The organism is Massilia sp. UYP32 (genome assembly GCF_050434365.1).
Taxonomy (GTDB): domain Bacteria; phylum Pseudomonadota; class Gammaproteobacteria; order Burkholderiales; family Burkholderiaceae_D; genus Telluria; species Telluria timonae.
The window spans coordinates 130,888-152,903 of the sequence record NZ_JBNDIK010000005.1; the positions used below are offsets into that span (position 1 = coordinate 130,888).

Annotated in this window: 26 protein-coding genes; 10 read left to right on the plus strand and 16 right to left on the minus strand. The window is 66.2% G+C overall.

From position 1 onward, the window contains the following. The first annotated feature begins 3 nt into the window (after positions 1-3). The 3 genes from serB to ABIB42_RS05625 all read left to right on the plus strand — a co-directional run bounded on the left by serB (position 4) and on the right by ABIB42_RS05625 (position 2,915). Positions 4-852 (plus strand): phosphoserine phosphatase SerB, encoded by an 849-nt coding sequence (gene serB / locus ABIB42_RS05615; protein ID WP_219863854.1) that lies wholly within the window; start codon positions 4-6, stop codon positions 850-852. Positions 853-1,036: 184 nt separating this feature from the next. Beyond that, positions 1,037-2,356, plus strand: coding sequence for an SGNH/GDSL hydrolase family protein (locus ABIB42_RS05620; RefSeq protein WP_005670203.1), 1,320 nt, complete (start codon positions 1,037-1,039; stop codon positions 2,354-2,356). 94 nt (positions 2,357-2,450) lie between these two features. After that, on the plus strand, positions 2,451-2,915 hold the full coding sequence (locus ABIB42_RS05625; RefSeq protein ID WP_071363084.1) for a hypothetical protein: 465 nt from the start codon (positions 2,451-2,453) through the stop codon (positions 2,913-2,915). Positions 2,916-2,996: 81 nt separating this feature from the next. Here the strand turns inward: ABIB42_RS05625 and ABIB42_RS05630 are convergent, their stop codons facing one another. Continuing rightward, entirely contained in the window at positions 2,997-4,397 is a 1,401-nt protein-coding gene (locus ABIB42_RS05630) for a PLP-dependent aminotransferase family protein (protein WP_219863853.1), read from the minus strand. 134 nt (positions 4,398-4,531) lie between these two features. Between ABIB42_RS05630 and ABIB42_RS05635 the strand changes: the two genes are divergently transcribed. Then, positions 4,532-4,768 (plus strand): hypothetical protein, encoded by a 237-nt coding sequence (locus ABIB42_RS05635; protein ID WP_005670196.1) that lies wholly within the window; start codon positions 4,532-4,534, stop codon positions 4,766-4,768. 62 nt (positions 4,769-4,830) lie between these two features. On the opposite strand, the gene ABIB42_RS05640 is transcribed toward ABIB42_RS05635, so the two are convergent. From ABIB42_RS05640 to ABIB42_RS05655, 4 genes are all read right to left on the minus strand, one after another. Beyond that, positions 4,831-5,217, minus strand: a complete 387-nt coding sequence (locus ABIB42_RS05640; protein ID WP_005670194.1) for a cupin domain-containing protein — start codon at positions 5,215-5,217, stop codon at positions 4,831-4,833. Between the two features lie 137 nt (positions 5,218-5,354). Then, positions 5,355-5,744 carry a hypothetical protein gene (locus ABIB42_RS05645; protein ID WP_071363920.1) on the minus strand — a complete coding sequence of 130 codons (390 nt, stop codon included), beginning with the start codon at positions 5,742-5,744 and terminating at the stop codon, positions 5,355-5,357. A 53-nt stretch (positions 5,745-5,797) separates the two neighbouring features. After that, positions 5,798-6,616, minus strand: a complete 819-nt coding sequence (locus ABIB42_RS05650; RefSeq protein WP_219863851.1) for a Mut7-C RNAse domain-containing protein — start codon at positions 6,614-6,616, stop codon at positions 5,798-5,800. Between the two features lie 41 nt (positions 6,617-6,657). Further along, positions 6,658-7,395, minus strand: coding sequence for a DUF72 domain-containing protein (locus ABIB42_RS05655; protein WP_219863848.1), 738 nt, complete (start codon positions 7,393-7,395; stop codon positions 6,658-6,660). 131 nt (positions 7,396-7,526) lie between these two features. On the opposite strand from ABIB42_RS05655, the gene trxC reads away from it, so the two are divergent. Both trxC and ABIB42_RS05665 read left to right on the plus strand, forming a co-directional pair. Beyond that, complete coding sequence (gene trxC, locus ABIB42_RS05660) at positions 7,527-7,964, plus strand: thioredoxin TrxC (RefSeq protein WP_005670187.1); 438 nt, start codon at positions 7,527-7,529, stop codon at positions 7,962-7,964. A gap of 98 nt (positions 7,965-8,062) precedes the next feature. Then, positions 8,063-8,425: a DUF4870 family protein gene (locus ABIB42_RS05665; RefSeq protein WP_005670185.1), complete on the plus strand. Its 363-nt coding sequence runs from the start codon at positions 8,063-8,065 to the stop codon at positions 8,423-8,425. A 34-nt stretch (positions 8,426-8,459) separates the two neighbouring features. Here ABIB42_RS05665 and ABIB42_RS05670 read toward each other — a convergent pair whose 3' ends face one another. The 4 genes from ABIB42_RS05670 to phaC all read right to left on the minus strand — a co-directional run bounded on the left by ABIB42_RS05670 (position 8,460) and on the right by phaC (position 13,743). Beyond that, positions 8,460-9,623: a cystathionine beta-lyase gene (locus ABIB42_RS05670; protein ID WP_219863847.1), complete on the minus strand. Its 1,164-nt coding sequence runs from the start codon at positions 9,621-9,623 to the stop codon at positions 8,460-8,462. Between the two features lie 32 nt (positions 9,624-9,655). Continuing rightward, the gene (gene rimO, locus ABIB42_RS05675; protein WP_221434644.1) at positions 9,656-11,104 is read right to left on the minus strand and encodes a 30S ribosomal protein S12 methylthiotransferase RimO; all 1,449 of its coding nucleotides are present in this window, start codon (positions 11,102-11,104) and stop codon (positions 9,656-9,658) included. A gap of 99 nt (positions 11,105-11,203) precedes the next feature. After that, entirely contained in the window at positions 11,204-11,770 is a 567-nt protein-coding gene (gene phaR / locus ABIB42_RS05680) for a polyhydroxyalkanoate synthesis repressor PhaR (RefSeq protein WP_005670179.1), read from the minus strand. 206 nt (positions 11,771-11,976) lie between these two features. Beyond that, entirely contained in the window at positions 11,977-13,743 is a 1,767-nt protein-coding gene (gene phaC, locus ABIB42_RS05685) for a class I poly(R)-hydroxyalkanoic acid synthase (protein WP_219863845.1), read from the minus strand. Between phaC and ABIB42_RS05690 the strand changes: the two genes are divergently transcribed. Further along, on the plus strand, positions 13,742-14,047 hold the full coding sequence (locus tag ABIB42_RS05690; RefSeq protein ID WP_085986727.1) for a hypothetical protein: 306 nt from the start codon (positions 13,742-13,744) through the stop codon (positions 14,045-14,047). The genes phaC and ABIB42_RS05690 overlap by 2 nt on opposite strands. A gap of 26 nt (positions 14,048-14,073) precedes the next feature. On the opposite strand, the gene pgeF is transcribed toward ABIB42_RS05690, so the two are convergent. Both pgeF and ABIB42_RS05700 read right to left on the minus strand, forming a co-directional pair. After that, positions 14,074-14,865: a peptidoglycan editing factor PgeF gene (pgeF, locus tag ABIB42_RS05695; RefSeq protein ID WP_005670175.1), complete on the minus strand. Its 792-nt coding sequence runs from the start codon at positions 14,863-14,865 to the stop codon at positions 14,074-14,076. After that, a complete protein-coding gene (locus tag ABIB42_RS05700; protein ID WP_005670173.1) occupies positions 14,862-15,956 on the minus strand; it encodes an RluA family pseudouridine synthase in 1,095 nt (364 codons plus the stop codon). The genes pgeF and ABIB42_RS05700 overlap by 4 nt, the downstream gene beginning before the upstream one ends. A 64-nt stretch (positions 15,957-16,020) precedes the next feature. On the opposite strand from ABIB42_RS05700, the gene ABIB42_RS05705 reads away from it, so the two are divergent. Further along, complete coding sequence (locus tag ABIB42_RS05705; protein ID WP_005670171.1) at positions 16,021-16,860, plus strand: outer membrane protein assembly factor BamD; 840 nt, start codon at positions 16,021-16,023, stop codon at positions 16,858-16,860. A 54-nt stretch (positions 16,861-16,914) separates the two neighbouring features. Here ABIB42_RS05705 and yaaA read toward each other — a convergent pair whose 3' ends face one another. Then, on the minus strand, positions 16,915-17,685 hold the full coding sequence (gene yaaA / locus ABIB42_RS05710) for a peroxide stress protein YaaA (RefSeq protein ID WP_005670169.1): 771 nt from the start codon (positions 17,683-17,685) through the stop codon (positions 16,915-16,917). Between the two features lie 36 nt (positions 17,686-17,721). Here yaaA and ABIB42_RS05715 point away from each other — a divergent pair, with 36 nt between their 5' ends. Both ABIB42_RS05715 and ABIB42_RS05720 read left to right on the plus strand, forming a co-directional pair. Further along, the gene (locus ABIB42_RS05715) at positions 17,722-18,177 is read left to right on the plus strand and encodes a putative toxin-antitoxin system toxin component, PIN family (protein ID WP_005670167.1); all 456 of its coding nucleotides are present in this window, start codon (positions 17,722-17,724) and stop codon (positions 18,175-18,177) included. A gap of 36 nt (positions 18,178-18,213) precedes the next feature. After that, positions 18,214-19,371, plus strand: a complete 1,158-nt coding sequence (locus ABIB42_RS05720) for a pyridoxal phosphate-dependent aminotransferase (protein ID WP_219863843.1) — start codon at positions 18,214-18,216, stop codon at positions 19,369-19,371. 3 nt (positions 19,372-19,374) lie between these two features. On the opposite strand, the gene ABIB42_RS05725 is transcribed toward ABIB42_RS05720, so the two are convergent. The 4 genes from ABIB42_RS05725 to ABIB42_RS05740 all read right to left on the minus strand — a co-directional run bounded on the left by ABIB42_RS05725 (position 19,375) and on the right by ABIB42_RS05740 (position 22,011). After that, positions 19,375-19,851: a hypothetical protein gene (locus ABIB42_RS05725; RefSeq protein ID WP_184237574.1), complete on the minus strand. Its 477-nt coding sequence runs from the start codon at positions 19,849-19,851 to the stop codon at positions 19,375-19,377. Positions 19,852-19,967: 116 nt separating this feature from the next. After that, positions 19,968-21,299 (minus strand): hemolysin family protein, encoded by a 1,332-nt coding sequence (locus ABIB42_RS05730; protein ID WP_005670160.1) that lies wholly within the window; start codon positions 21,297-21,299, stop codon positions 19,968-19,970. 174 nt (positions 21,300-21,473) lie between these two features. Continuing rightward, on the minus strand, positions 21,474-21,830 hold the full coding sequence (locus ABIB42_RS05735) for a translation initiation factor Sui1 (RefSeq protein ID WP_005670158.1): 357 nt from the start codon (positions 21,828-21,830) through the stop codon (positions 21,474-21,476). Beyond that, a complete protein-coding gene (locus tag ABIB42_RS05740) occupies positions 21,820-22,011 on the minus strand; it encodes a hypothetical protein (RefSeq protein WP_005670157.1) in 192 nt (63 codons plus the stop codon). Before ABIB42_RS05740 ends, ABIB42_RS05735 begins: the two co-directional genes overlap by 11 nt. Between the last annotated feature and the right edge of the window lie 5 nt (positions 22,012-22,016).

The following is a 22,016-nucleotide window of genomic DNA, read 5'->3' on the forward strand; positions in this document are numbered from 1 at the left end:
TTCATGACCACGAACCTGGTGCTGCAAGGACCGCAGGCTGACCAACAGACTCTCGAACGCCTGGCGCGGCTGGCCAAGCCGCAACGATTGACCGCGCTCGGCGCGCGCTGCCTGCGCGCCGAAGGCGTCGAATACAGCGCCGCGCTCAGGCAGGAGATCGACGCCGCCGCCTTCGAGGCCGGCGTCGACGCCACCTTCATCGCGGCCGGCCGCACATTGGCCGACTTCAGGCTGGTGGCGATGGACATGGATTCCACCCTGATCACCATCGAGTGCATCGACGAGATCGCCGACATGCAGGGCCTCAAGCCGCAGGTGGCCGCGATCACCGAGGCCGCGATGCGCGGCGAGCTCGATTTTTCGGAGAGCCTGACGCGGCGCGTCGCCTTGCTCGAGGGCCTGGACGCGGGCGCGCTGCAGCGCGTCTACGACGAACGCCTGCGCATCTCGATGGGCGGCGAAGCGATGCTGCAGGCGGTGCAGGCGGCCGGCCTCAAGACCCTGCTGGTGTCGGGCGGCTTCACCTTCTTCACCGACCGTCTCAAGCCGCGCCTGGGCCTGGACCACACCCACGCCAACGTGCTCGAAGTCATCGACGGCAGGCTGAGCGGCCGCGTGCTAGGCGGCATCGTCGACGCCGAGGAAAAGAAGCGCACGGTGCTGCGCGTGTGCGCGGAACTCGGCATCGATCCAGCGCAGGCGATCGTCATGGGCGACGGCGCCAACGACCTCAGGATGATGGGCGTCGCCGGCCTGTCGGTGGCCTTCCGCGCCAAGCCGGTGGTGCGCGAGCAGGCCAATGTCGCCCTCAATTTCTCGGGCCTGGACGGCTTGCTGAACATTCTCGCCTGACCTTTCTGCATTGCTGTTCCTGGGCATCTGCTGATTTTTAGCTGGCAACCCTGCCCATCAGAAATCCGCACGACGCAGCGCAAACAATATAAGCGACCGTACCCGCGTCGCATGCGCTCTGCGCTATCGTGGACTGGCGCGCGTACCGCGACCGCCAGTTCTCGACCTTACTCAGGAGCCCGCCATGTCCCTTCCGGATTCCAGTGCTTCCGACTCCCCTGTCACTCCTTCCCCGTCGCAGCTCGAGGCCGGCCATGGCGTCGACCAGAGCCGACGACGCATCCTGCTCGGCGCGCCGGCCCTGGCGGGCGCGCTGGCCGCGCCGATGGCCGACGTGCAGGCCCAGGCGGGCCTGCCCGAGCGCTGGAGCGCGTGCTGGGGCTGCGCGCCGGCCGGCCCGCCGCCGTCCGCCTCGCTGCTGACCTTCACCAACCAGACCTTGCGCCTGATCGTGCGCACCAGCCTCGGCGGCAACCGCATCCGCATCCGGCTGTCGAACGAGATGGGCGATACCGCGTTGCGGCTGACCGGGGCCCACGTCGGCCTGCGCGCCGGCGGCGCCGTCGTCACCGCCGGCACCAGCCGCCAGCTCACCTTCGGCGGGCGCACCGCGGTCACGATTCCAGCCGGCGCGCCGGTGGTGTCCGATCCGGTCTCGCTGCCGGTGGCGCCGCTCACCGACCTCGCGATCAGCCTGTATTTCCCCGGCACGGTGCAGGCGAGCACGATCCATAACGCCGCCTACCAGGCCAGCTATGCCTCGACCACGGGCGACTTCGGCGCCCAGGCCTCGCTCCCGGTCCAGCGCGCCTTCGCCTCCTGGCCCTTCCTCACCGAAGTCGACGTCGACCGCGCGGCGCCGGTGCTGGTGGCGGTGGGCGACTCCGTCACCGACGGCGTGGGCAGCACCTCGAACGGCAACCGGCGCTGGCCCGACTTCCTGGCGCGCCGCATCCAGCTGGAGCTCGGCAGCAATCGCATCGGCGTCGTCAACCGCGGCATCTCGGCCAACCGCATGCTGGCCGATACGCCCACCGCCCTGTTGGCCGGCAAAGACTTGCTGGAGCGTTTCGACCGCGACGTGCTGTCCACCGCCGGCGTAGGCGGGCTGGCGGTGCTGATCGGCATCAACGACATCGTCTACAGCCCGTCGTCGGCGCCGATCCCGGTCGACGACCTGATTGCCGGCTACTTGCAGCTGGTGGCGCGCGCCCACCTGCACGGCATCCCGGTGCTCGGCGCGACCCTGCCGCCCTTCCTCGGCTTCGTCTACTACACCCCGGCGCGCGAGGCGGTGCGGCAGGCGGCCAATGCCTGGATGCGCAGCGCGCTGCCGTTCGACCTGCTGGCCGACGTCGACCTGGCGCTGCGCGATCCGAACGATCCGCAGCGGCTGCGCGCCGCGTACGATAGCGGCGACCGACTGCATCCGAACGACGTCGGGTACGAGGCGCTGGCCGCGGCGGTGCCGCTGGCGGCGCTGTCGTCGCTGATGGGCGCCTAGCGCCCTGCCGCGACGGGGCGCCATGTAACAGGGTGTAATTGCATAAGCACACTGCCAGGGTAGCCCGTATGATGGCAATATCAGGAGGACCGCCATGAAAAATATCGCCATCATTCTCGGGTCACTCGGCCTGCTGGCCGGCTGCGCCGCGCCCGGCCCGACGTATACCTACGCGCAACCGTCCGATCCCAGCCAATGGCGGGTCGTGTCCGTCACCCCGGTGCCGGTCGGCACCGGCGCCCAGGTCGCGGCCTCCGGCCAGGGCGGGGTCGTCACCTCGACGCCGATCGCCACTGCGGCGCCAGGCTCGGGCTGGACGACGACGTCGGTGACGCCGGTCTATCGCACCCAGCAACCGGTGGTCGTGCAGCAACAACCGGTGTGGGTGCAGCAGCAGCCGGTCTATGTGCCGCAGCCGGTGGTCGTCGAGCAGCCGCGCTACTGGTATCCGCCGATCTCGATCGGCCTGGGCTTCGACTTCGGCCGCAGCAGCTGGCATGGTCACCGCCATCGTGGCTGGGGTGCGAGTATCGGGACGCGCTGGCCTTACGGCTGGTAAGCAACAAAGAAGAAACAAAGCCGGCGCATGCCGGCTTTGTCGCCTTTATGCCCGGCTCAATGATCGTTGTTGCCTGGGCAGTCAAACCACGGCAGCGCTGAACGACTCCGGCCGCCGCGCAAGCAGATGAGACAGCCGTTGAAGACCCGCCTGCAAACGTCCACGGTCCTTGATGCTGCCCAGGGAAATGCGGATCGCGTTCACGGCTGCGCCGCCGGTGGCGAATGTTTCCGCCGGCGTGACCGCGATGCCCTCGCTGTCGGCCGCCCGCGCCAGCTGCGAGGAGCTCCAGTACGACGGCAACTCGAGCCAGACGTGCAGGCCGTCACCGAGGCCGCGATCGCGCCCCGCCAGGATATCCCGCGCCATCCGCTGGCGCAGGCGCGCCTCGTTACGCACGCCGTGCATCAATCCCTCGGCCGAACCGTCGAGGATCCACTGGGTCGCCAGCGCGGCGCTCAAGGGGCCGACCATCAGCGCGAATGATCTCAGCGCGGCCAGGAAACGTTCACGTTCGTGCGGATCGCGAATCAGCACGAAAGCGACACGCAAGCCGGGCGTCAGGCATTTCGACAGGGTCGAGACGTAGACCACCTGTTGCGGGGCGAATGTGGCGACAGGCGGTGGCGCAGCGTCGGCCAGGAGCCAGTAGGGATCGTCCTCGAGGATGCGCACATTGCAGCGCTGCGCGATCGCGGCGAGTTCCTTGCGCCGGCGTTCCGGCATGGTGATGGCGGTCGGATTCTGCAGCGTGGGATTGAGGTAGACCAGCCCGGGCCGATGCCGACGGCACGCCTCCTCGAGCATCCCGGGCACCATCCCGTGCCGGTCCGCTTCCACCGCGACGATATGGCGGCCGAACTGGGTCGCCGCGGCGCGCAAGCCGGGATACGTCATCGGCTCCGCCAGGATGACGGCGCCGGGCTCCGTCAGCGCCAGGATGGCGGCGGCGATGGCCGCTTGCGCACCCGGACAGACGACGAGCTGGCCGGGATCCAGCTGCCCAAACATCGGTGCGAGCCATGTCGCGCCGGCCTTGCGGTCGGCGTCGCTGCCCCCGCCCAGGTGATACGTCATCAGCAATTCACTGTCCGCACTCATCAACACCTGGGACAACCCTTGCTTCATCAAATCGTCGAAGTCCACGCCAGCCGGCGGCGGCGGCGTGTTCATGCTCAGGTCGAGGATCGGATTCAGTTCGACTTTCGGCGCCGCGACATACGTGCCCCGGGCGCCCCGACCTTCCAGCAAGTTGCGGCGCCTGGCTTCATCGTAGGCGCGCGTGATCGTCGTCAAATCGACGTGCAACTGCGCTGCCAGCTGGCGCTGCGGCGGTAGACGATCGCCCGGCTTCAGCGATCCATCCACCAGCGCCGCCTGCAAGGCATCGGCAATCTGTAAGAACCGGGGTCCGCCGTGCACGGCCAAGCGCGGCAACCAGCCTGGCGCCTGATCATCTTGTATGGCTTTCAACTGGGACATTTTGTCTCGATGTATGGAGATTGCTTTCAAGTAGTATGCCTCAACATGCTGGCACCTACGCCATACAAATCAACGACCCGAGGCCGCGTTCCTCGATTCAGTGTCAAGTAAATAGCCGGGAAGTACTCAACATCATGGAATGGATCCCTGTCGTCTTCGTCATCTTCAAGGGACTCGTGCTGGGCACGGGCATGTTCTTCGCCATCAAGTGGCATTACGACCAGGGGAAGAAAGGGAAGATCGAGGAGAGGCGCGCGGTGCTGCGCGCGGCGGCCAAGGTAGCCGCCATCTTCGTGCTGTCGCTGCTGGGGCTGGCACTTCTCACCTACGTCATTGTCACCAGGCTCAGTCTGGACCTGGGCCTGTCATGACGACGAGGGCGAGCGCCGGGAGCGGCTCGCTGCCCTCCCGGTGTTCTGTCGCCTACTGAGCATCAATGCCCGTGCTGGCGCTCGTACTCGTCCGCTTCGGCCTTGGTGGCGTGGATGATGCCATCCGGGTGCTCCGGCGGGGTGTACAGGGTGTACAGACGCATCGGCTCGGTCTTCGAGGTATTGATGACGTTGTGCTCGGTGCCGGCCGGAATCACCACGGCGACGCCGTCTTCCAGCTTGTGCTCTTCGCCGTCCAGCAGCGCCACACCCTCGCCCGCTTCGACGCGGATGAACTGGTCGTGGCCATCGTGGTGCTCGAGGCCGATCTCCTCGCCCGGCTGCAGCGTCATGATGACCAGCTGGCTGCGCTTGGTGGTGTACAGCACTTCGCGGAAGTTGTTTCCTGCAAGCGTTTTTTCTTCAATATTGATGCTATAGCCCGACATGGGATTCTCCAGGATGCTGCGCGCAGGAACAAAACCGCGCGCGGTGGTTCACGGGCGGCCGATGCCGCTCTGTCATCGATTGTATAAGAGCCGGACGGTTCGCGTACAGGCCAGGCCCGCAGCGCACCCATTCCGCGTCAGCCTGCGCCAAACAGGTCATGGGCATCGAGGATCGCCCAGGCGATCTCGGGCCGCTCGGCCAGGCGCCGCCGCACCGCCGCCGGCACCGACTGGCGCAGCTTCTTGCACAGGCCCGGACGCTCCTCGAGCACGATCAGGATGCCGCGCACGGTGCGCACCTCGTTGGGGCCGGGCGCGATGCGCAGCTCGCTGCCGACGTTCTTGCGGATCAGGTTTTGCACGTGCCGCAGGTCGGCATAGCTGTCGACGCGTTCGATGCGCTCGATCAGCTTTTGCTCTTGCTGGCGCGTGATCAGGAGGGGACGCTGGTCGGCCGCCGGGTCGGCCAGCACCCGTTCGCGCTCGCACACGCAGGCGCCCGGCGGGCATTCGACCCGCAGGGGCATGCCGGCGGTCAACGCCGGAGAATGGGATGAGGCTGCGGCAGAGGTAGTCACGCTCACGGATGGAAGTCGGATTCCTCCGGCGATTCTACATCGGCAAAGTCGTCCAGGGGGCCTTCGCTGCGCTGGCCGAGCGCCGCCAGCAGCGCCGCCATGCGCTGGTAGTGCGAACCCTTCCAGTAGACCCGCAGGCAGTTGTCGCAGGTGGTGAAGCTGTCGTGCAGCGCGCGCACCGACGCCGGCAGGCGATCGAGCACGCTCGCCTTGTCGACCGCGCGCAGCGGCAGGTTGCAGTGCAGGCAGAGCGAGAACGGGCGCGCGCCGCCGGCCAGGTCGAGCCGCCCGAACAGCTCGCGCAGCTGCTGCGGCGGATCGAGGGCGTGGATATAGCAGCCGTGCACGATCGAGCGCCGCTTGAGCAGCTCGCGATCGCGCGTCAGGACGATGCGGTCGTCGTTTTCGGCCAGGTCCGCGACGTCGTCGTCGTGGTAATGGTTGTCATACAGCGTGTCGTAGCCGGCCATGCGCAGCAGGCGCGCCAGGCCGCCCAGGTGCGCGTCGGCGACGAAGCGCATGCGCTCGCGCGCGCGCTCGCGCAGCCGCTCCGGCCCCACGCCGCCATGCGGGCCGACTTCCAGCAGCGCGAAGCGCGCATACACGGCAACGTGGTCGCCATCTTCCAGCATCCGGTCGAAACCGCTTTCGGCCCCATTGACCAGCACCATCTCGACCTCGGTATGCGGCACGCCGAGCGCCTCGATCATGTGCTTGGTGGTCGACCGGCGCGCGCAATCGGCGGCGAAGGTGCGGCCGCGCCGCTCGCGCGGCAGGAATTCGCTAAGTTCCTGATAGAAACGAAAAGTCGCGGTCACCATGATGCCAGCAGTATCGCAAAATCCTAATTTACCTGCACGACCTATCCGTGCATCAATTCCAACGCATTCGGGACGGACGCGCCTTCCGCCGTATTATCGAAGATGCACCATACCTTGCGCCCCTGGGAAACCAGCGCATCGAATTCGGCGCGCCAGCGTGCGATCTCTTGTTGCGGATAGCGCGAGTAATAGATGCGCGGCGTGCCGTGCAGGCGCACGTAGACCTCGCTGTCGCTGGTGGGCTCGTGCGGTCCCGGCTGGCCGGCGGCCGGATCGGCGATCACGCGGATCACGCCGCACTCGCGCAGCAAGTCCGTGGCCGGCTGCGAGAACCAGCTCGCATGGCGCGCCTCGAAGGCGATGCTGCAGGCAAAGCGCGCGCGCAGGCCATCGAAGAAGGCATGCGCCGGCGCGTCGGTGAAGCCGAAGCGCGGCGGCAGCTGCACCAGCAGGCAGCCGAGCTTGTCGCCCAGCATGCCGGCCTCACGCTGGAAGCGGTCGAGCTGCTCGTCGACCTCGAGCAGGCGCGCCTCGTGCGTCATGGCGCGCGGCACCTTGACGGCGAAGCGAAAGTCGTCCGGGACGCTCGCGGCCCAGCGGGCATAGGTTTCCGGCTTGTGCGGCTTGTAGAACGAGGAATTGATTTCCACCGTGGGGAAAACGGCGGCATACCGTTCCAGGTGGCTTCCCTCGACGGGAAAAGCGTCGGCGCAAGCCTTGGGCAGGCTCCAGCCGGCGCAGCCGACGAGCAGGCGCCCGGGCGATTCGGTTTGAGGCATGGGACTATCGTGGTCGTGTCGTTTCCCCGATTCTATGCAAGTCGGGCCGGGCGCGGCGCATGGCTGGGGCGGCGACGGGATTGCGCGGCGCCGCTTACAATACCGTCATCGCACACCGAAGGAGAACACCCATGAGCGACCCGCTCCACGTCGTCTGCCCGCACTGCGATGCGGTCAACCGCATGCCGCAGGCGCGCCTGCAGGACGCCCCTACTTGCGGCAAATGTTCGCAAGCCATCTTCAGCGGCCGTCCGCTGGACGTCGACAGCGCCCGCTTCGAGCGCCACGTGGGCCGCAACGACATCCCGGTGCTGGTCGACTTCTGGGCCGAATGGTGCGGCCCGTGCAAGATGATGGCGCCGGCGTATGCCCAGGCCGCCCAGCGCCTGGAGCCACAGGTGCGCCTGCTGAAGGTCGATACCGAGCGCTCGCAGGACCTGTCCGCACGCTTCGCGATCCGCAGCATCCCGACGCTCGCGCTGTTCAAGGGCGGACGCGAGATCGCGCGCCAGTCGGGCGCCATGGATGCGGGGCGGCTCGCGGCCTGGGTCCAGCAACATGTAGGCTGAATCCTTCGTGATTCCGGCCGGCATGACCCGGGCCTGCGCGATCGACGCTGCTACAATGGCAACGAACGGGGCCGATCCCGTCCTTATGAGGAGCCATTATGTCGCAAGAACTGGTTTTGGAACGAGGCGTCGAGGACAACAAGCAGTGGGCGCGCATCCTGTACGTCATCCATGCGCTGACGTTCTTCTTTTCGCTCGGGATGCTGTCGATCGTCCCGGTGATCATCAACTACATCAAGCGCCCGGAAACCGCGGGGACGATGGTCCACAGCCATCACACCTGGATGATCCGCTCGTTCTGGTGGTACGTGGCCTGGATGGCGGTCGGCGGCGTGCTGTTCATGACCGTGATCGGCATTCCGATCGCCTACCTGCTGTGGTTCGTGGTCTGGGTATGGAAGGCCTACCGCCTGGTGCGCGGCTTCCTCGACCTGAACAGTAACCGGGCAATGCCGGTTTAAAAACGAATGGGGCCGACCAGGCCCCATTTCCAGTTTACAGCTGGCCGAACGCCCGTTCCAGATCGGCGATCAGGTCGCCTGGCTCTTCCAGGCCAACATTGAAGCGCACCAGCACGCCGGGATCGACCCACTTGTCGCGCAGGCTCTTGATCCGGTACGGCATCACCAGGCTGTTCGGTCCGCCCCAACTGTAGCCGATGCCAAACAGCGTCAAGGCGTCGACCATGCGGTCGACCTGGGCCTCATCAAAGCGCGGATCGAACACGACCGAGAACAGTCCGCCGGCGCCCGTGAAATCGCGCTTCCAGGACGCGTGACCAGGGCAATCCTCGAACGCCGGATGCAGCACCTTGCTCACTTCGGGGCGCGCCTTGAACCAGGCCGCCAACTCGCGCGCGCTGGCGTCGTGGCGCTCGAAGCGCAGCTTCATCGTCGGCAGGCCGCGCTGCACCAGGTAGGCGTCGTCCGGGCTCACGCCCATGCCGAGCCGCATATGCGCCTGGGCGATGCGGTCGTTCAGCGCCCTGTCACGCGTGATCACGGCGCCCATCAAGAGGTCCGCGCCGCCCGACTGGTACTTGGTCAGCGCATGCATGACGATGTCGACGCCGTGGTCGAAGCCGCGCAGCGCCAGCCCGGCCGCCCAGGTGTTGTCCAGCGCGACGACCACGCCGCGCGCATGGGCCGCCTGGCACAGGGCCGGCAGGTCCGGCACTTCCATCGACACCGATCCCGGCGCCTCGGTCCACAGCAACTTCGTGTTCGGCCGGATCAGCTCCGCGATGCCGGCCCCGATCATGGGGTCGTAGTAGCGCGCCGACACGCCGAAGTCCTGGGTCAGCCAGCGTCCCAGCTCGCGGTTCGGGTTGTAGACGTTATCCGGCAGCAGGACGTCGTCGCCGCTCTTGAGCAAGGCGAAGTCGACCATCGCGATCGCCGCCAGGCCCGAGGGCGTCAGCAAGCAATGCGCGCCGCCTTCGATCTCGGCCAGCTTGGCCTCGAGCGTAAACGTGGTCGGCGTGCCGTGCAGGCCATAGGTATACGCCTGCTTGTCGCGCCACTCGGTCGAGCGCATCGCCGCGGTGTTCGGAAACAGCACCGTCGACGCGCGGTGGATGCCGGGCGGGAAGGCATCGAAGCCGCTCGGCGCGACGTAGTCGCTATGGATCAGGGTGGTCTGGATCGACTTCTCGTTCATAGGACTCGCGCGCCGGGGTTGTGATGAATGCTTCAGAGCGGGTTGGCCCACAGGTCGTGGGCATCGGCGCGGGTCACGACCACGTCGGCGAACTGGCCGACCGCCAGCTTCTGCTTGCCCGGCACCAGCGGACGCTTGATGTGGACCACGCCGTCGATTTCCGGCGCATCTGCGGCCGAGCGACCGATCGCTTCGCGCGGGCCGACTTCGTCGACCAGCACGCGCAAGGTCTTGCCGACCTTCGCCTGCAGGCGCTTGGCCGAGATTTCCTCTTGCAGCAGCATCACGCGCGCGCGGCGCTCCTCGCGCACTTCTTCGGGCACCGGATTGGCCAGCTCGTTGGCGGTCGCGCCTTCGACCGGCGAATAGGCGAAGCAGCCCAGGCGGTCGATCTGCGCTTCCTTCAGGAAGTCCAGCAGGTATTCGAACTCGGCCTCGGTCTCGCCCGGGAAGCCGGCAATAAAGGTCGAGCGGATCGTCAGGTCCGGGTTCATCTTGCGCCAGTTGAGGATGCGCTCGAGGTTCTTCTCGCCGCTGGCCGGGCGCTTCATGCGCTTCAACACATCGGGATGCGCATGCTGCATCGGGATGTCGAGGTAAGGCAGCACATGGCCGTCGCCCATGAACGGGATCGCCTGGTCGACGTGCGGGTAAGGATAGACGTAGTGCAGGCGCACCCACGCATCGTACTGGCGCGCCAGCTGGCCCAGCGCTTCGACCAGCTGCGTCATGTGGGTCTTGATCGGACGGCCGTTCCAGAAGCCGGTGCGGAACTTGACGTCGACGCCGTAGGCGGACGTGTCCTGCGAGATCACCAGCAGTTCCTTGACGCCGGCCTTGAACAGGTTCTCAGCCTCGAGCAGCACCTCGTCGATGCGGCGCGACACCAGGTCGCCGCGCATCGACGGGATGATGCAGAAGCTGCAGCGGTGGTTGCAGCCTTCGGAAATCTTCAGGTAGGCGTAGTGCTTGGGCGTGAGCTTGACGCCGTGGTCCGGCACCAGGTCGATGAACGGGTCGTGCGGTTTCGGCAGGTGCAGGTGCACCGATTCCATCACCTCGGTCACGGCGTGCGGGCCGGTCACGGCCAGCACCTTCGGGTGCACCTTGGTGATGATGTCGTCGCCCGCGGCATCCTTCTTGGCGCCCAGGCAGCCGGTGACGATCACCTTGCCATTCTCGGCCAGCGCCTCGCCGATCGCGTCGAGCGACTCCTGCACCGCGGCGTCGATGAAGCCGCAGGTGTTGACGATCACCAGGTCGGCGCCGTCGTACGACTTGGCGGTCTGGTAGCCTTCGGCGCGCAGCTGGGTCAGGATCTGCTCGGAATCGACCAGCGCCTTCGGGCAGCCGAGCGAGACGAAGCCGACCTTCGGCGCAGTCACACCCGCGGCTGGCGTCGGGATGACGATGGCTGGGGCTTTCGCGGCGGCCGCGATGCTGCTGGAGTTGGCAGAAGGATTACGACGGAGTTCAGGCATGGGCGGACAACAAATGATTTGGGCAATCCGCGATTGTACCTGAACCCGGGGGCCCGGTGGGAGCGCCGGGCCGCTGTGTTGCAGCGCTGTGCGACGCGCTTATTTCTTGTCGGTCGGATTGGTCGGCATGCCCGGGAACGGGAAAGCGCCGAACATTGCCTTGCTCTGGTTCTGCATCTGCTCCTGCATCTGCAGGAACAGGTTCTTGCTCTGGTCGATGTAGTTGTTCATCATGCCCTGCATCATCGGGCCCTGGACGTTCATGAACTGGGTCCACATCTCGGGGCTGAACGGCTTGCCTTCGAGCGCGCCGGCGGCGTTGCTGGTGAACTTGTTCTGGATGTCGGTGAAGGCTTGCACGTTCTTTTCCAGGTAAGAACCCATCATGCCCTGCATCGCGTGGCCGTAATAGCGGATGATCTGGGCCAGGACCGAGCTCGAGAACATCGGGACGCCGTTGGCTTCCTCTTCGAGGATGATCTGCAGCAGGATGCTACGGGTCAGGTCTTCATTGCTCTTGGCATCGACCACGGTGAACTCGTCGGCGTCGAGCACGAGCTGTTTGACGTCGGACAGCGTAATGTATGAACTGGTCTGCGTGTCGTACAGGCGACGGTTCGGGTATTTCTTGATCAGGCGTTCCGTACTTTTCTTCACACTGCTCATCTCTCGTTCCATAGGTTGCGCCGCGGCTTCGTGAGCCTCGTACTTAGAATTGTGTGCGCCGGCATGGCCGGTTCGTCTCCTGCCCCCCCCGCTGCCAGGTCGGCAGTAAACGGACAGCAGACACCATACCATGCAATTGACGCAGGTGCAGCAATTACCAGTTTATTCACTGTATTAGCTTTTCTGTCAACAAACCACTCCCGCCGTCAATCGGCACGCGCCTTGACGTAGCGGCCGGGCGCCGGTTCCAGCGCCGTGTATTGCGCATTGCCGGGCGTCTCTGGCGCCGGCACCTCGGCGCCGCCGTGTTGCGCCAGGAATTTTGCCCACTCCGGCCACCAGCTCCCCTTGTGCTCGACCGCGCCGTCGAACCAGGCGGCATCGTCCCTGGGTCGCGACTTTCCGCCGGCTTTTCCGCCCGCTTTGCCAACCTCGTCGTTGACCCAGTAGCTGCGCTTGTTCTTCGCCGCCGGATTGATGACGCCGGCGATATGGCCCGACGCGCCCAGCACGAAACGGTTCGCCTTCGGCTTCTTCGGATTGAGCAGCCCCATCGAGGCATACGCCGCCTGCCATGGCACGATATGGTCTTCCTTCGAGCCGTACATGAACACCGGCGCATCGATCTTGCCGAGGTCGACCGGCACGCCGCACACCGTCAATGCGCCCGGATTCTTGAGCTTGTTTTCCAGGTAGGTGTTGCGCAGGTACCAGCAGAACATCGGCCCCGGCAGGTTGGTGCTGTCGGCATTCCAGTACAGCAGGTCGAAGGCCAGCGGTTCCTTGCCCTTCAAATAGTTTTGCTGCACATAGTTCCATACCAGGTCGTTTGGACGCAGGGCCGAGAACGTTGTCGCCAGGTCGCGTCCCGGCATCAGGCCGCCGCCGCCCAGGGTCTGTTCGCGCAGCGCCACCTGGGCCTCGTCGACGAACACTTCGAGCACGCCGGTATCGGAAAAATCGAGCAAGGTCGTGAGCAGCGTCAGGCTGGCGGCCGGCTGGCGGCCGCGCGCGGCCAGCACCGCCAGCGCGGTGGCGGCGATCGTGCCGCCGACGCAGAAGCCGAACACATGGGCCTTTTCTTGCCCGGTGATGTCGCCCACCACGTCCAGCGCGCGGATCGCGCCGGTTTCGACGTAATCGTCCCAGCGCAGGTTCGCCTGGCTGCGGTCCGGATTACGCCAGGACACCATGAACACGGTATTGCCCTGCTCCACCGCGTAGCGCACCAGCGAATTCTCGGGCTGCAGGTCGAGGATGTAGAACTTGTTGATGCACGGCGGGATCATCAGCAGCGGCACGCTGCGCACGGTCGGCGTGCCAGGGGTGTACTGGATCAGCTGGAACAGCTCGTTCTCGAACACCACCTGGCCTGGCGTGTTGCCGACGTTGCGGCCGACCTCGAAGGCGGATTCGTCCGATTGCGAGATGCGGCCCTTCTGCAGGTCGGCCAGCATATTCGCCATGCCCTTGGTCAGGCTCTCGCCCTTGGTGTCGATCATCTTCTTCTGCGCTTCCGGATTCGTCGCGAAGAAATTGGCGGGCGACATGGCGTCGACCATTTGCTGGACCGCGAACCGGATCTTCTGGCGCTCGCGTGGGCCGGCCTCGACCGCGTCGGCCAGCGCCAGCATGAACTCGGAATTGAGCAGATAGGAGGCGGCCGAGAATGCCGACAGCGGATGCGCCGTCCATTCGGAAGCCGAGAAGCGCCTGTCATGCAGCTCGGGCGTCTTGCCCGACACAAAATCTTGCCACAGCTGGGCGCCCTTTTTGAGATAGTCGTCGCGGATCGATTCGAGCTTGAGCGGGTCGATGCCGGCGCCGACGTCTTTCAGGAAACCGGTTAGCGGATTGGCCGAGGCCGGCGGCGGCGTCATGGGCGCCATCTTCATCCAGCCCTCCCAGGCCTTGGGATCGGTGAATTGGGACAGCCAGGTTGCGGCGACAGCTTGCGGGTCAGGCATGTTCATGTGGGCATCCGTTGTTAGAATCTCGTCTCTTCAACCAAAAAAACAGAACATCATGTGGATCGTCGCCATCGCCTGGATATATGTTGTCGTGCTCATGGCGGCGACCGAACCGACGGTGGTCGGCGGGATCATGACCTTCGTTTTTTATTGCGCAGTGCCATTATCCATTCTTTTTTATCTCACTGGCGCAAAGCGGCGTCGGCAGCGTAGCCGAACGGCGGCGCAGGGCCCGCGCAAACCGGGGGAGAACGGTGGAACCGGGGATGCCGCCGCCCCATCGGATGCGGATGGTGACGGCGACTGAGCAGTATCGGCCAGGATGCCGATCTGTCACTTGATCCAGATCAAACTGGCCTGACGGCCGGTGACGCCGTCGCGGCGGTAGGAATAGAAGCGCTCGGGCGCGCTGGCGGTGCACAAGCCGCCGCCATGGACGCGTTCGACGCCGTCGCGCGCCAGCATCAGGCGCGCCAGGGTGAACATATCGGCCAGGTATTTACCCGGACGGTCAGGATAGTCACGGAAGCAGGCGCGCGTGGCCTCCCCCGGGATCGCCGCCACGAAGGCGTCCACCACGTCCTGCCCCACCTCGAAGGCGTCGGGACCGATGGCCGGACCCATCCAGGCGGTGATTTCGCCGGCGCCGGCCGCGCGCATGGCGCTCACGGTCGCGCCCAGCACGCCGCCGGCCAGGCCGCGCCAGCCGGCGTGGGCCGCGCCCACCACCTTGCCATCGAGGTCGGCGAACAGCACCGGCAGGCAGTCGGCGGTCAGGATCGCGCACACGATGCCCGGCGCCGTCGCCGTGCTGGCGTCGCCGGTACACACCGGCCGCTCCGGCCCCACCTTCACGGCATCGACCACGTCGGCGCCATGCACCTGGGCGATCCAGGCCGGACGACCAGGCAGCCAGGCTTGCAGGCGCTCGCGGTTGGCGCGCACGGCGTCCGGGTCGTCGTTCACGTGCAGGCCCAGGTTCAGGCCACCGCCGCCCTTGCCGTCGTCATACGGCGCGGCGCTGATGCCGCCATCGCGACTGGTGGCCAGCGCCCCGATCGAGGCCGGCAGGTCGGGCCAGTCCGGCCATACCAGGTCGGCGGCGCCAAGCGCTCGATGCGTCATACGCGGTAGGTGACGACGCCGTCGTCGTCATCCTCGTCGTCGATCTCGTTCTTGACGTCGCCGTCCTGCGGCTCCTCGATGCCCGCCTGGGCGATCAGCGCGGCGAAGTCGTCGGCCAGCGGCACCGTCCATTCGCATTGCTCGCCGGTGCCCGGATGCACCAGGCCGAGGCGGCGCGCCTGCAGCGCCTGGCGGTGGAAGACCGGCGTCAGGTGGCGCTTGCCATAGACGGCGTCGCCCACCAGCGCGAAGCCCAGCGACTGCATATGGACGCGGATCTGGTGGGTGCGGCCGGTCTCGAGGCGGCAGCGCACCAGCGACACCGGACGACGATCGAGCTCGCCGGTGACGACGCGCTCGTAATGGGTGATCGCCGGCTTGGCGAACGGGCTGTTCGAGACCGCCATCTTGACGCGGTCCTTGGCGTCGCGCCCCATCGGGCTGTCGATGGTGCCCGAGGCGCGCGGCGTGCCCCAGACCAGCGCGAAGTATTCGCGCTTGACGGTGCGCGCCTGCAGCTGGCGCACCAGGTCGGTCTGGGCGGCCAGGGTCTTGCCGACCACCATCAAGCCGCTGGTATCCTTGTCCAGGCGGTGCACGATGCCGGCGCGCGGCACGCCCACCAGTTGCGGGCAGTGATGCAGCAGGCCGTTGAGCAAGGTGCCGCTCCAGTTGCCCGAGCCGGGATGCACGACCAGGCCGGCCGGCTTGTTGATGACGATGATGTCGTCGTCCTCGTGGACGATGTTCAGGTCCATCGGCTCCGGCGCGAACGCCGTGTCCTCGGGCGCGGCCTGCGGTTCGACGACGATCGTCTCGTCGCCATAGGCCGTGTCCTTGCCGCGCGCCGGCTTGCCGTCAACCGTGATGTGGCCGCTTTCGAACCATTGCTGCAGGCGGCTGCGCGAGAACTGGGGCACGAGGCCGGCCACCACCTTGTCGAGGCGCTGGCCGCAGTGTTCCTCTTGCAGCGCCAGCGTGATCGGCGACAGGTCGATGCCGGGCGCGGGGGCGAACCCGGCCTCCAGTTCATCGTCAAAGTCAGGGTCAATAGGTAAATCCGCCGAATCCGGCGCAGGAGTTAATATCACGTCAGTCCCATCGGCTATAATCAGCCGTTCGTTGAATCTAGGTAAAACTTCTCTGCAAAAAGCTATGCAAAAAAAATTGTCTGTGTTGGTCGCAACTTGCGCCCTCGTCGGCCTCTCGGCATGCAGTGTTCTGCCGAAGCCTGCCGACGAATCCAAAAACTGGTCGGCGGAGAAATTATACGCTGAGGCGCGCGATGAGATGGCCGGCGGGCACTACGAAGCCGCAATTCCGCTGTTCCAGCGGCTCGAAACCAACTTCCCGTTTGGCGTCTATGCAACGCAGGCGCAGATGGAGATCGCCTACGCCCACTACAAAGCGGGCGACCAGGCCGAGGCGCTGGCCGCGGTCGAGCGTTTCATCAAGCTGCACCCGAACCATGCCCAGGTCGACTATATGTATTACCTGCGCGGCCTGGTCAACTTCAACGACCAGCTCGGCTTCTTCAGCTTCGTCTACGAACAAGACCCGACCGAACGCGATCCGCGCGCGACGCGCGAAGCCTTCGCCGCCTTCAAGGCCCTGGTCGACAAGTTCCCGAACAGCAAATATGCGCAAGACTCGATCGAGCGCATGAGCTACCTGATCAACGCGATGGCGCAGTACGAAGTGCACGTCGCCAATTACTACTATCGCCGCGGCGCCTACCTGGCGGCGCTCAACCGCGCCCAGGATGCGGTGACCAACTACAGCGACGCGCCGGCGCGCGAAGAAGCGCTGTTCATCATGATGCGCAGCTACGACAAGCTCGGCATGCCGCTGCTGCGCGACGATACCCAGCGCGTGTTCCTGCTCAACTATCCGAACAGCTACTTCATCAATCCGAACGCGCGCGGCGAGGCGCCATGGTGGAAGTTCTGGGCCAAGAGCGGGCCGAAGCCATCGCCGAAGGACGCGGTCGAATAAGATCACAGCGCCGGCGCCGTCCAGCGCCGGCGGTCCTTTCGGCCCGGGCCTCGCTCAGGCGTCGATCCGGCGGCGGAACACCCACGCGCGCTCCTTCGAAGCGCCCGGCTCATAGGCATAGCCGTCGACGTCGAATTCCTTGAGCTGCTCCGGATCGGTGATGCCGCGATCGGCCGCATAGCGCGCCATCATGCCGCGGGCGCGCTTGGCGAAGAACGAAATGATCTTGTACTGGCCGTTCTTCCAGTCCTGGAACACCGGCTCGATCACCGGCGCATCGAGCAGCTTCGGCTTGACCGACTTGAAGTACTCGGTCGAGGCCAGGTTGACCAGCGCCGTGGACCGGGTCTCGGCCAGCTGGCGGTTCAGCGCCCGGGTGATGGTCTCGCCCCAGAACGCATACAGATCCTTGCCACGCGCGTTGGCCAGCTTGGTGCCCATCTCGAGGCGGTAAGGATGCATCTGGTCCAGCGGCCGCAGCAGGCCGTACAGGCCCGACAGGATGCGCACATGGCGCTGCACGTACTTGAGCCCTTGCGCGTCCAGGCTCGGGGCGTCGAAGCCGGTGTACACGTCGCCGTTGAACGACATGATGGCCGGGCGCGCCTCGGCATGGTCGGGCTGCCAGTGGGCGTAGCGGCCGACGTTCAGCACCGAGAGGGCATCCGACAGGTCCATCAGCTCGCTGATCCGGGCCGGCGAATAATCGCGCAGCACCTCGATCAGTTCCGCGGCCTGCGGGATGAAGTCGGGAGTGGTATGTTGCTTGGTGGTCAGGGGCGATTCGAGATCGAGCGACTTGGCGGGGGACAGGACAATCAGCATGAACGAACAAAAATTTTCCGCAAATAAACAAGCTACATGATAACCGCTCCAGCAGAATCCATCGTCATCGACACCAACGTCTTGCTCGACCTGTTCGTGTTCCACGATCCGCGCTGGGCCGAGCTGCTGGCGGCCATCGAGACGAAGCAGGTCGACGCGATCACGCGCGCCGAATGCCGCGATGAATACCTCGCCGTGCTGCGCTACCCGCATCTGCCGCTGGACGAGGCCGGCCGCGAACGGGCCGCGGCCCGCTTCGACGCCCTGCTGCGCCTGGTCGCGCCGGAAGCGAAGCCGATCCGCCTGCCGGTGTGCACCGACCGCGACGACCAGAAATTCATGGAACTGGCGCGCGACGCCGGCGCTGCGGTCCTGATCAGCAAGGACAAGGCCTTGCTCAAGCTGGGCCGCAAGACGGCGCAGGCCGGCCTGTTTCGCATCATGCTGCCCGAGGCCTGGCTCAAGGCCAGAGCCGAAGGCAAGCTAGAATAAGCTATCCAACATCATCATCACCACCCGCCTACGCCCATGAGCCTCCCTCCCCTGGTCTCCCGCCTGCCCCAAGTGGGCACCACCGTGTTCACCCAGATGTCGCAACTGGCGCTCGAGCATGACGCCGTCAACCTCGGCCAGGGCTTCCCCGACTTCGCCTGCGACCCGAAGCTGGTCGAACTGGTGGCCGAGGCGATGCGCGCCGGCCATAACCAGTACGCGCCCATGACCGGCATGCCGGTGCTGCGCCAGGCGATCGCCGCCAAGATCGAGGCGACCTACGGCCACCGCTACGACGCCAACACCGAGATCACCGTCACGGTCGGCGCCAGCCAGGCCATCCACACGGCGATCCTCGCGGTCGTGCATCCGGGCGACGAGGTGATCGTCATCGAGCCGGCCTACGACTGCTATGCGCCGGCAATCGCACTGGCCGGCGGCGTGGTGGCGCCGGTGGCGATGCGCTTCGACGAGGCCGGATTCAGCGTGCCGTGGGATGAGGTAGCCGCCGCGGTCACGCCGCGCACGCGCATGATCGTGGTGAACACGCCGCACAACCCGACCGGGACCATCCTGCGCCAGGCCGACCTCGATGCGTTGGCGGCGATCGTCGACGGCACTTCCATCCTGGTGCTGTCCGACGAGGTCTACGAGCACATGGTGTACGACGGCGAGCCGCATGCGTCGGTATCGCGTGACCCAAGGCTGGCCGAACGCGCCTTCGTGGTGTCGAGCTTCGGCAAGGCCTTCCACGTCACCGGCTGGAAGATCGGCCATGTGGCGGCGCCAGCGGCATTGATGACCGAGTTCCGCAAGGTCCACCAGTACAACGTATTCTGCGTCACGGCGCCGATGCAGCACGCGATCGCGGCCTACCTGCAAGACCCGGCGCCGTGGCGCGACCTGCCCGCCTTCTACCAGGCCAAGCGCGACCTGTTCCGCGCCGGCCTGGCCGGCTCGCGCTTTACCCTGCTGCCGTCGGATGGGACGTATTTCCAGTGCGTGCGCTATGACGCCGTGTCCGACCTGTCCGAGGCGGATTTCGCGCGCTGGCTGACCACCGAGATCAAGGTGGCGGCGATTCCGGTGTCGGCCTTCTACGGCCAGCCGAAGGAATCGCGGGTGGTGCGTTTCTGCTTCGCGAAGAAGGACGCGACGCTGCAACTGGCGCTGGAGCGCCTCGGCCGCCTGTAGGACTCAGTAGCCGCGCTGCGGCTTGGTGGCCATCGCCACGATCGCGGCGCCGGCGGCCACGACCAGCGCGTCCTCGATCAAGCCGCTCCTGGTCTGGCCGATGCGCGCCATCGCCTGCTTGCGCCCGGCCAGGGTCAGGTAGGCCAACGGCACGGCGGTGGCCACCGCGGCCGCGGCGCCCGCCTTTTCCCTGCCTTTCGGCGCCAAGGCCGCGCCGGCGATCCCCGCGCTCATCACGCGCGCCAGCAGGCCGAGAAAGACGGTGCGGTCGGGCGCGCTCTTCATCTTGTCGCCGAGCAGCTCGCCGACGCCCATCGCCAGCGCGCCATACTTGAAGGTCGGGCGGTCCAGCAGGAACAGGTCGCCCGAGGTGCCGCGGCCGGCCAGGCGCGCGGTGGCGATGGTGGCCATGGGCGTCATCGAGCGCGCGCTGGCGACGGCGCCGATCAGGATCGAAGAAAGCAGGTTGCGGATAGACATGTAAGGGCTCCTGTGGTTGGTGGCGGCCCGCATCCACGTGCGAGCCGGACCAGCTCAGGCTACCAAAGCGCGCGATATATTGACGCACGGCTCAGCCGTGACGCCGGCGCCCCTGCCTAGTCGGTCAGCGAACCCACCGACAGGGGCGACGTGTCGGCGCGTTCCAGGCGCTTCACCAGCAACTGGTCGATCCGGTAGTGGTCGACGTCGACCACCTCGAAGCGCATGCCCTCATGCTCGACGCTGTCGGTCGGCTTGGGCACCTTGCGCAGCATGTACATCATGAAGCCGGCCGCCGTTTCGTAGCGTTCTTCCTCGGGCAGCGACTGCAGGTCGAGCACCCGCTTCATGTCGGCCACCGGCGTGCTGCCGTCGATCAGCCACGAGCCGTCGTCGCGCTGCAAGGTCTGCTGGTCGGCTTCGAGCGGGCTGCCCCAGCGGCCCATGACGGTGACCATGATGTCGCTCAGCGTGATCACGCCGACCACGAAGGCGTATTCGTTGATGACGATGGCGAAGGTTTCCTTGCTCGACCTGAAGCGGTCGAGCATCTCGGACAGGGTCAGCGTGTCCGGGATGATCAGGGCCGTGCGGATGGTCAGTTCGCTCAGCTGGAACCTGGTCTGCTTGCTCAGCAGGCGCACCAGGATGTCGCGCGTGTCGACATAGCCGACCACGCGGTCGATCACGCCGTCGCACACCGGGAACTTCGACAGCGAGTGATTGGCGATCTTCTGGCGGATGCTTTCCTCGGGCTCGGTCAGGTCGAAGAACACGACGTTCTCGCGCGTCGTCATGGTCGAGGTGACCGTGCGCGATTCGAGCTCGAACACGTTCTCGATGAAGTGCTGCTCCTGCTTCTGCAACACACCGGCCTGGGCGCCGGCTTCGACGACGGCCGAGATCTCGTCGAAGGTGATGCGGTCTTCGCGCGTCATGTCGACCCCGAACAGGCGGAACAGCATATTGGCGATCTTGTTCAGCGCCCAGGAAAATGGCCGGAACAGGCGGATCACGAACAGCACCGGGCGGATCACGGCCATCGCCGTGGCCTCGGGGGCGATCATCGCCAGGCGCTTGGGCATCAGGTCCGAGAACAGCACGAACAGGGTCGTGACGAACACGAAAGAGAGCGCGAAGGCCACGTTGTCGCGGCCCGGGCCGCTGTAGAACAGCGACAGCCAGTCGAGGAAGAACGGCCGCAGGGCGCCCTCGCCCAGGATGCCGCCGAGGATGGCGATGGCGTTCAGGCCAAGTTGCGACGCGGCGAAAAAGTCGGCCGACTGGGCCTGCAGCGACATCACCTTCTGGGCCCGCTCGTCGCCGGCCTCGGCCAGCAGTTTCAGCTTGATCTTGCGTGCGCCGGCGAGCGCGATCTCGGTCAACGACAGGAAGCCGGCCGCCAGCACCAGCAGCGCCAGGACAGCCAAATGTTCGAACAGATTCATGGGACACCCGGGGTTTATTATTTGGGTCGCTTTGACCGGGGGAATACGCGCCGCCTCGTCCGCCATGCGCGGATCAAGGCGTGCCGGTCGCGTCCGCAACCAGCAATCATGTCACTTTAGCACATGGCTGCCCTCTTGACCGCTCTTGCCCGGCGGGCGGGCCGCCGCCGCAGCTCAGCCCCCGGCCCGTTTCGGCGCGTGACCCAGCCTGGTCAACGTATCCATCACCAGCTCGCAATGGTCGCCCTGGACTTCGATCACGCCATCCTTGACGGTGCCGCCCGAACCGCAGGCCGTGCGCAGCTGCTTGCCCAGCAGCGCCAGCGCAACCGGATCGAGCGCCACGCCCTTGACCAGCGTGACCGTCTTGCCGCCCCGCCCTTTCGACTGGCGCGAGACGCGCACCACGCCGTCCCCGACCACACGCGCCGCGGCCGAGCAGGCGCAGGCGGCGACCGGCTGCCGGCAGTCGGGGCACATGCGCCCGCTCTCGGTGGAATAGACCAGGCCACCGCTCGAACTACGTTTCATCTTCACCACTTCTGGTCTTTGCTTCCCCGACTTTCACGCCGCGGCGGGCCAGGCTCTCGCGCAGCAGGAACTCGATCTGCGCGTTCACGCTGCGCAGGTCGCGCGCCGCGAGACGCTGCAGTTCCTCCCACAGGGCTGGATCGATCCGCAGGGGGAACGCTTTTTTGCCGGGACTTGCCATGCCGT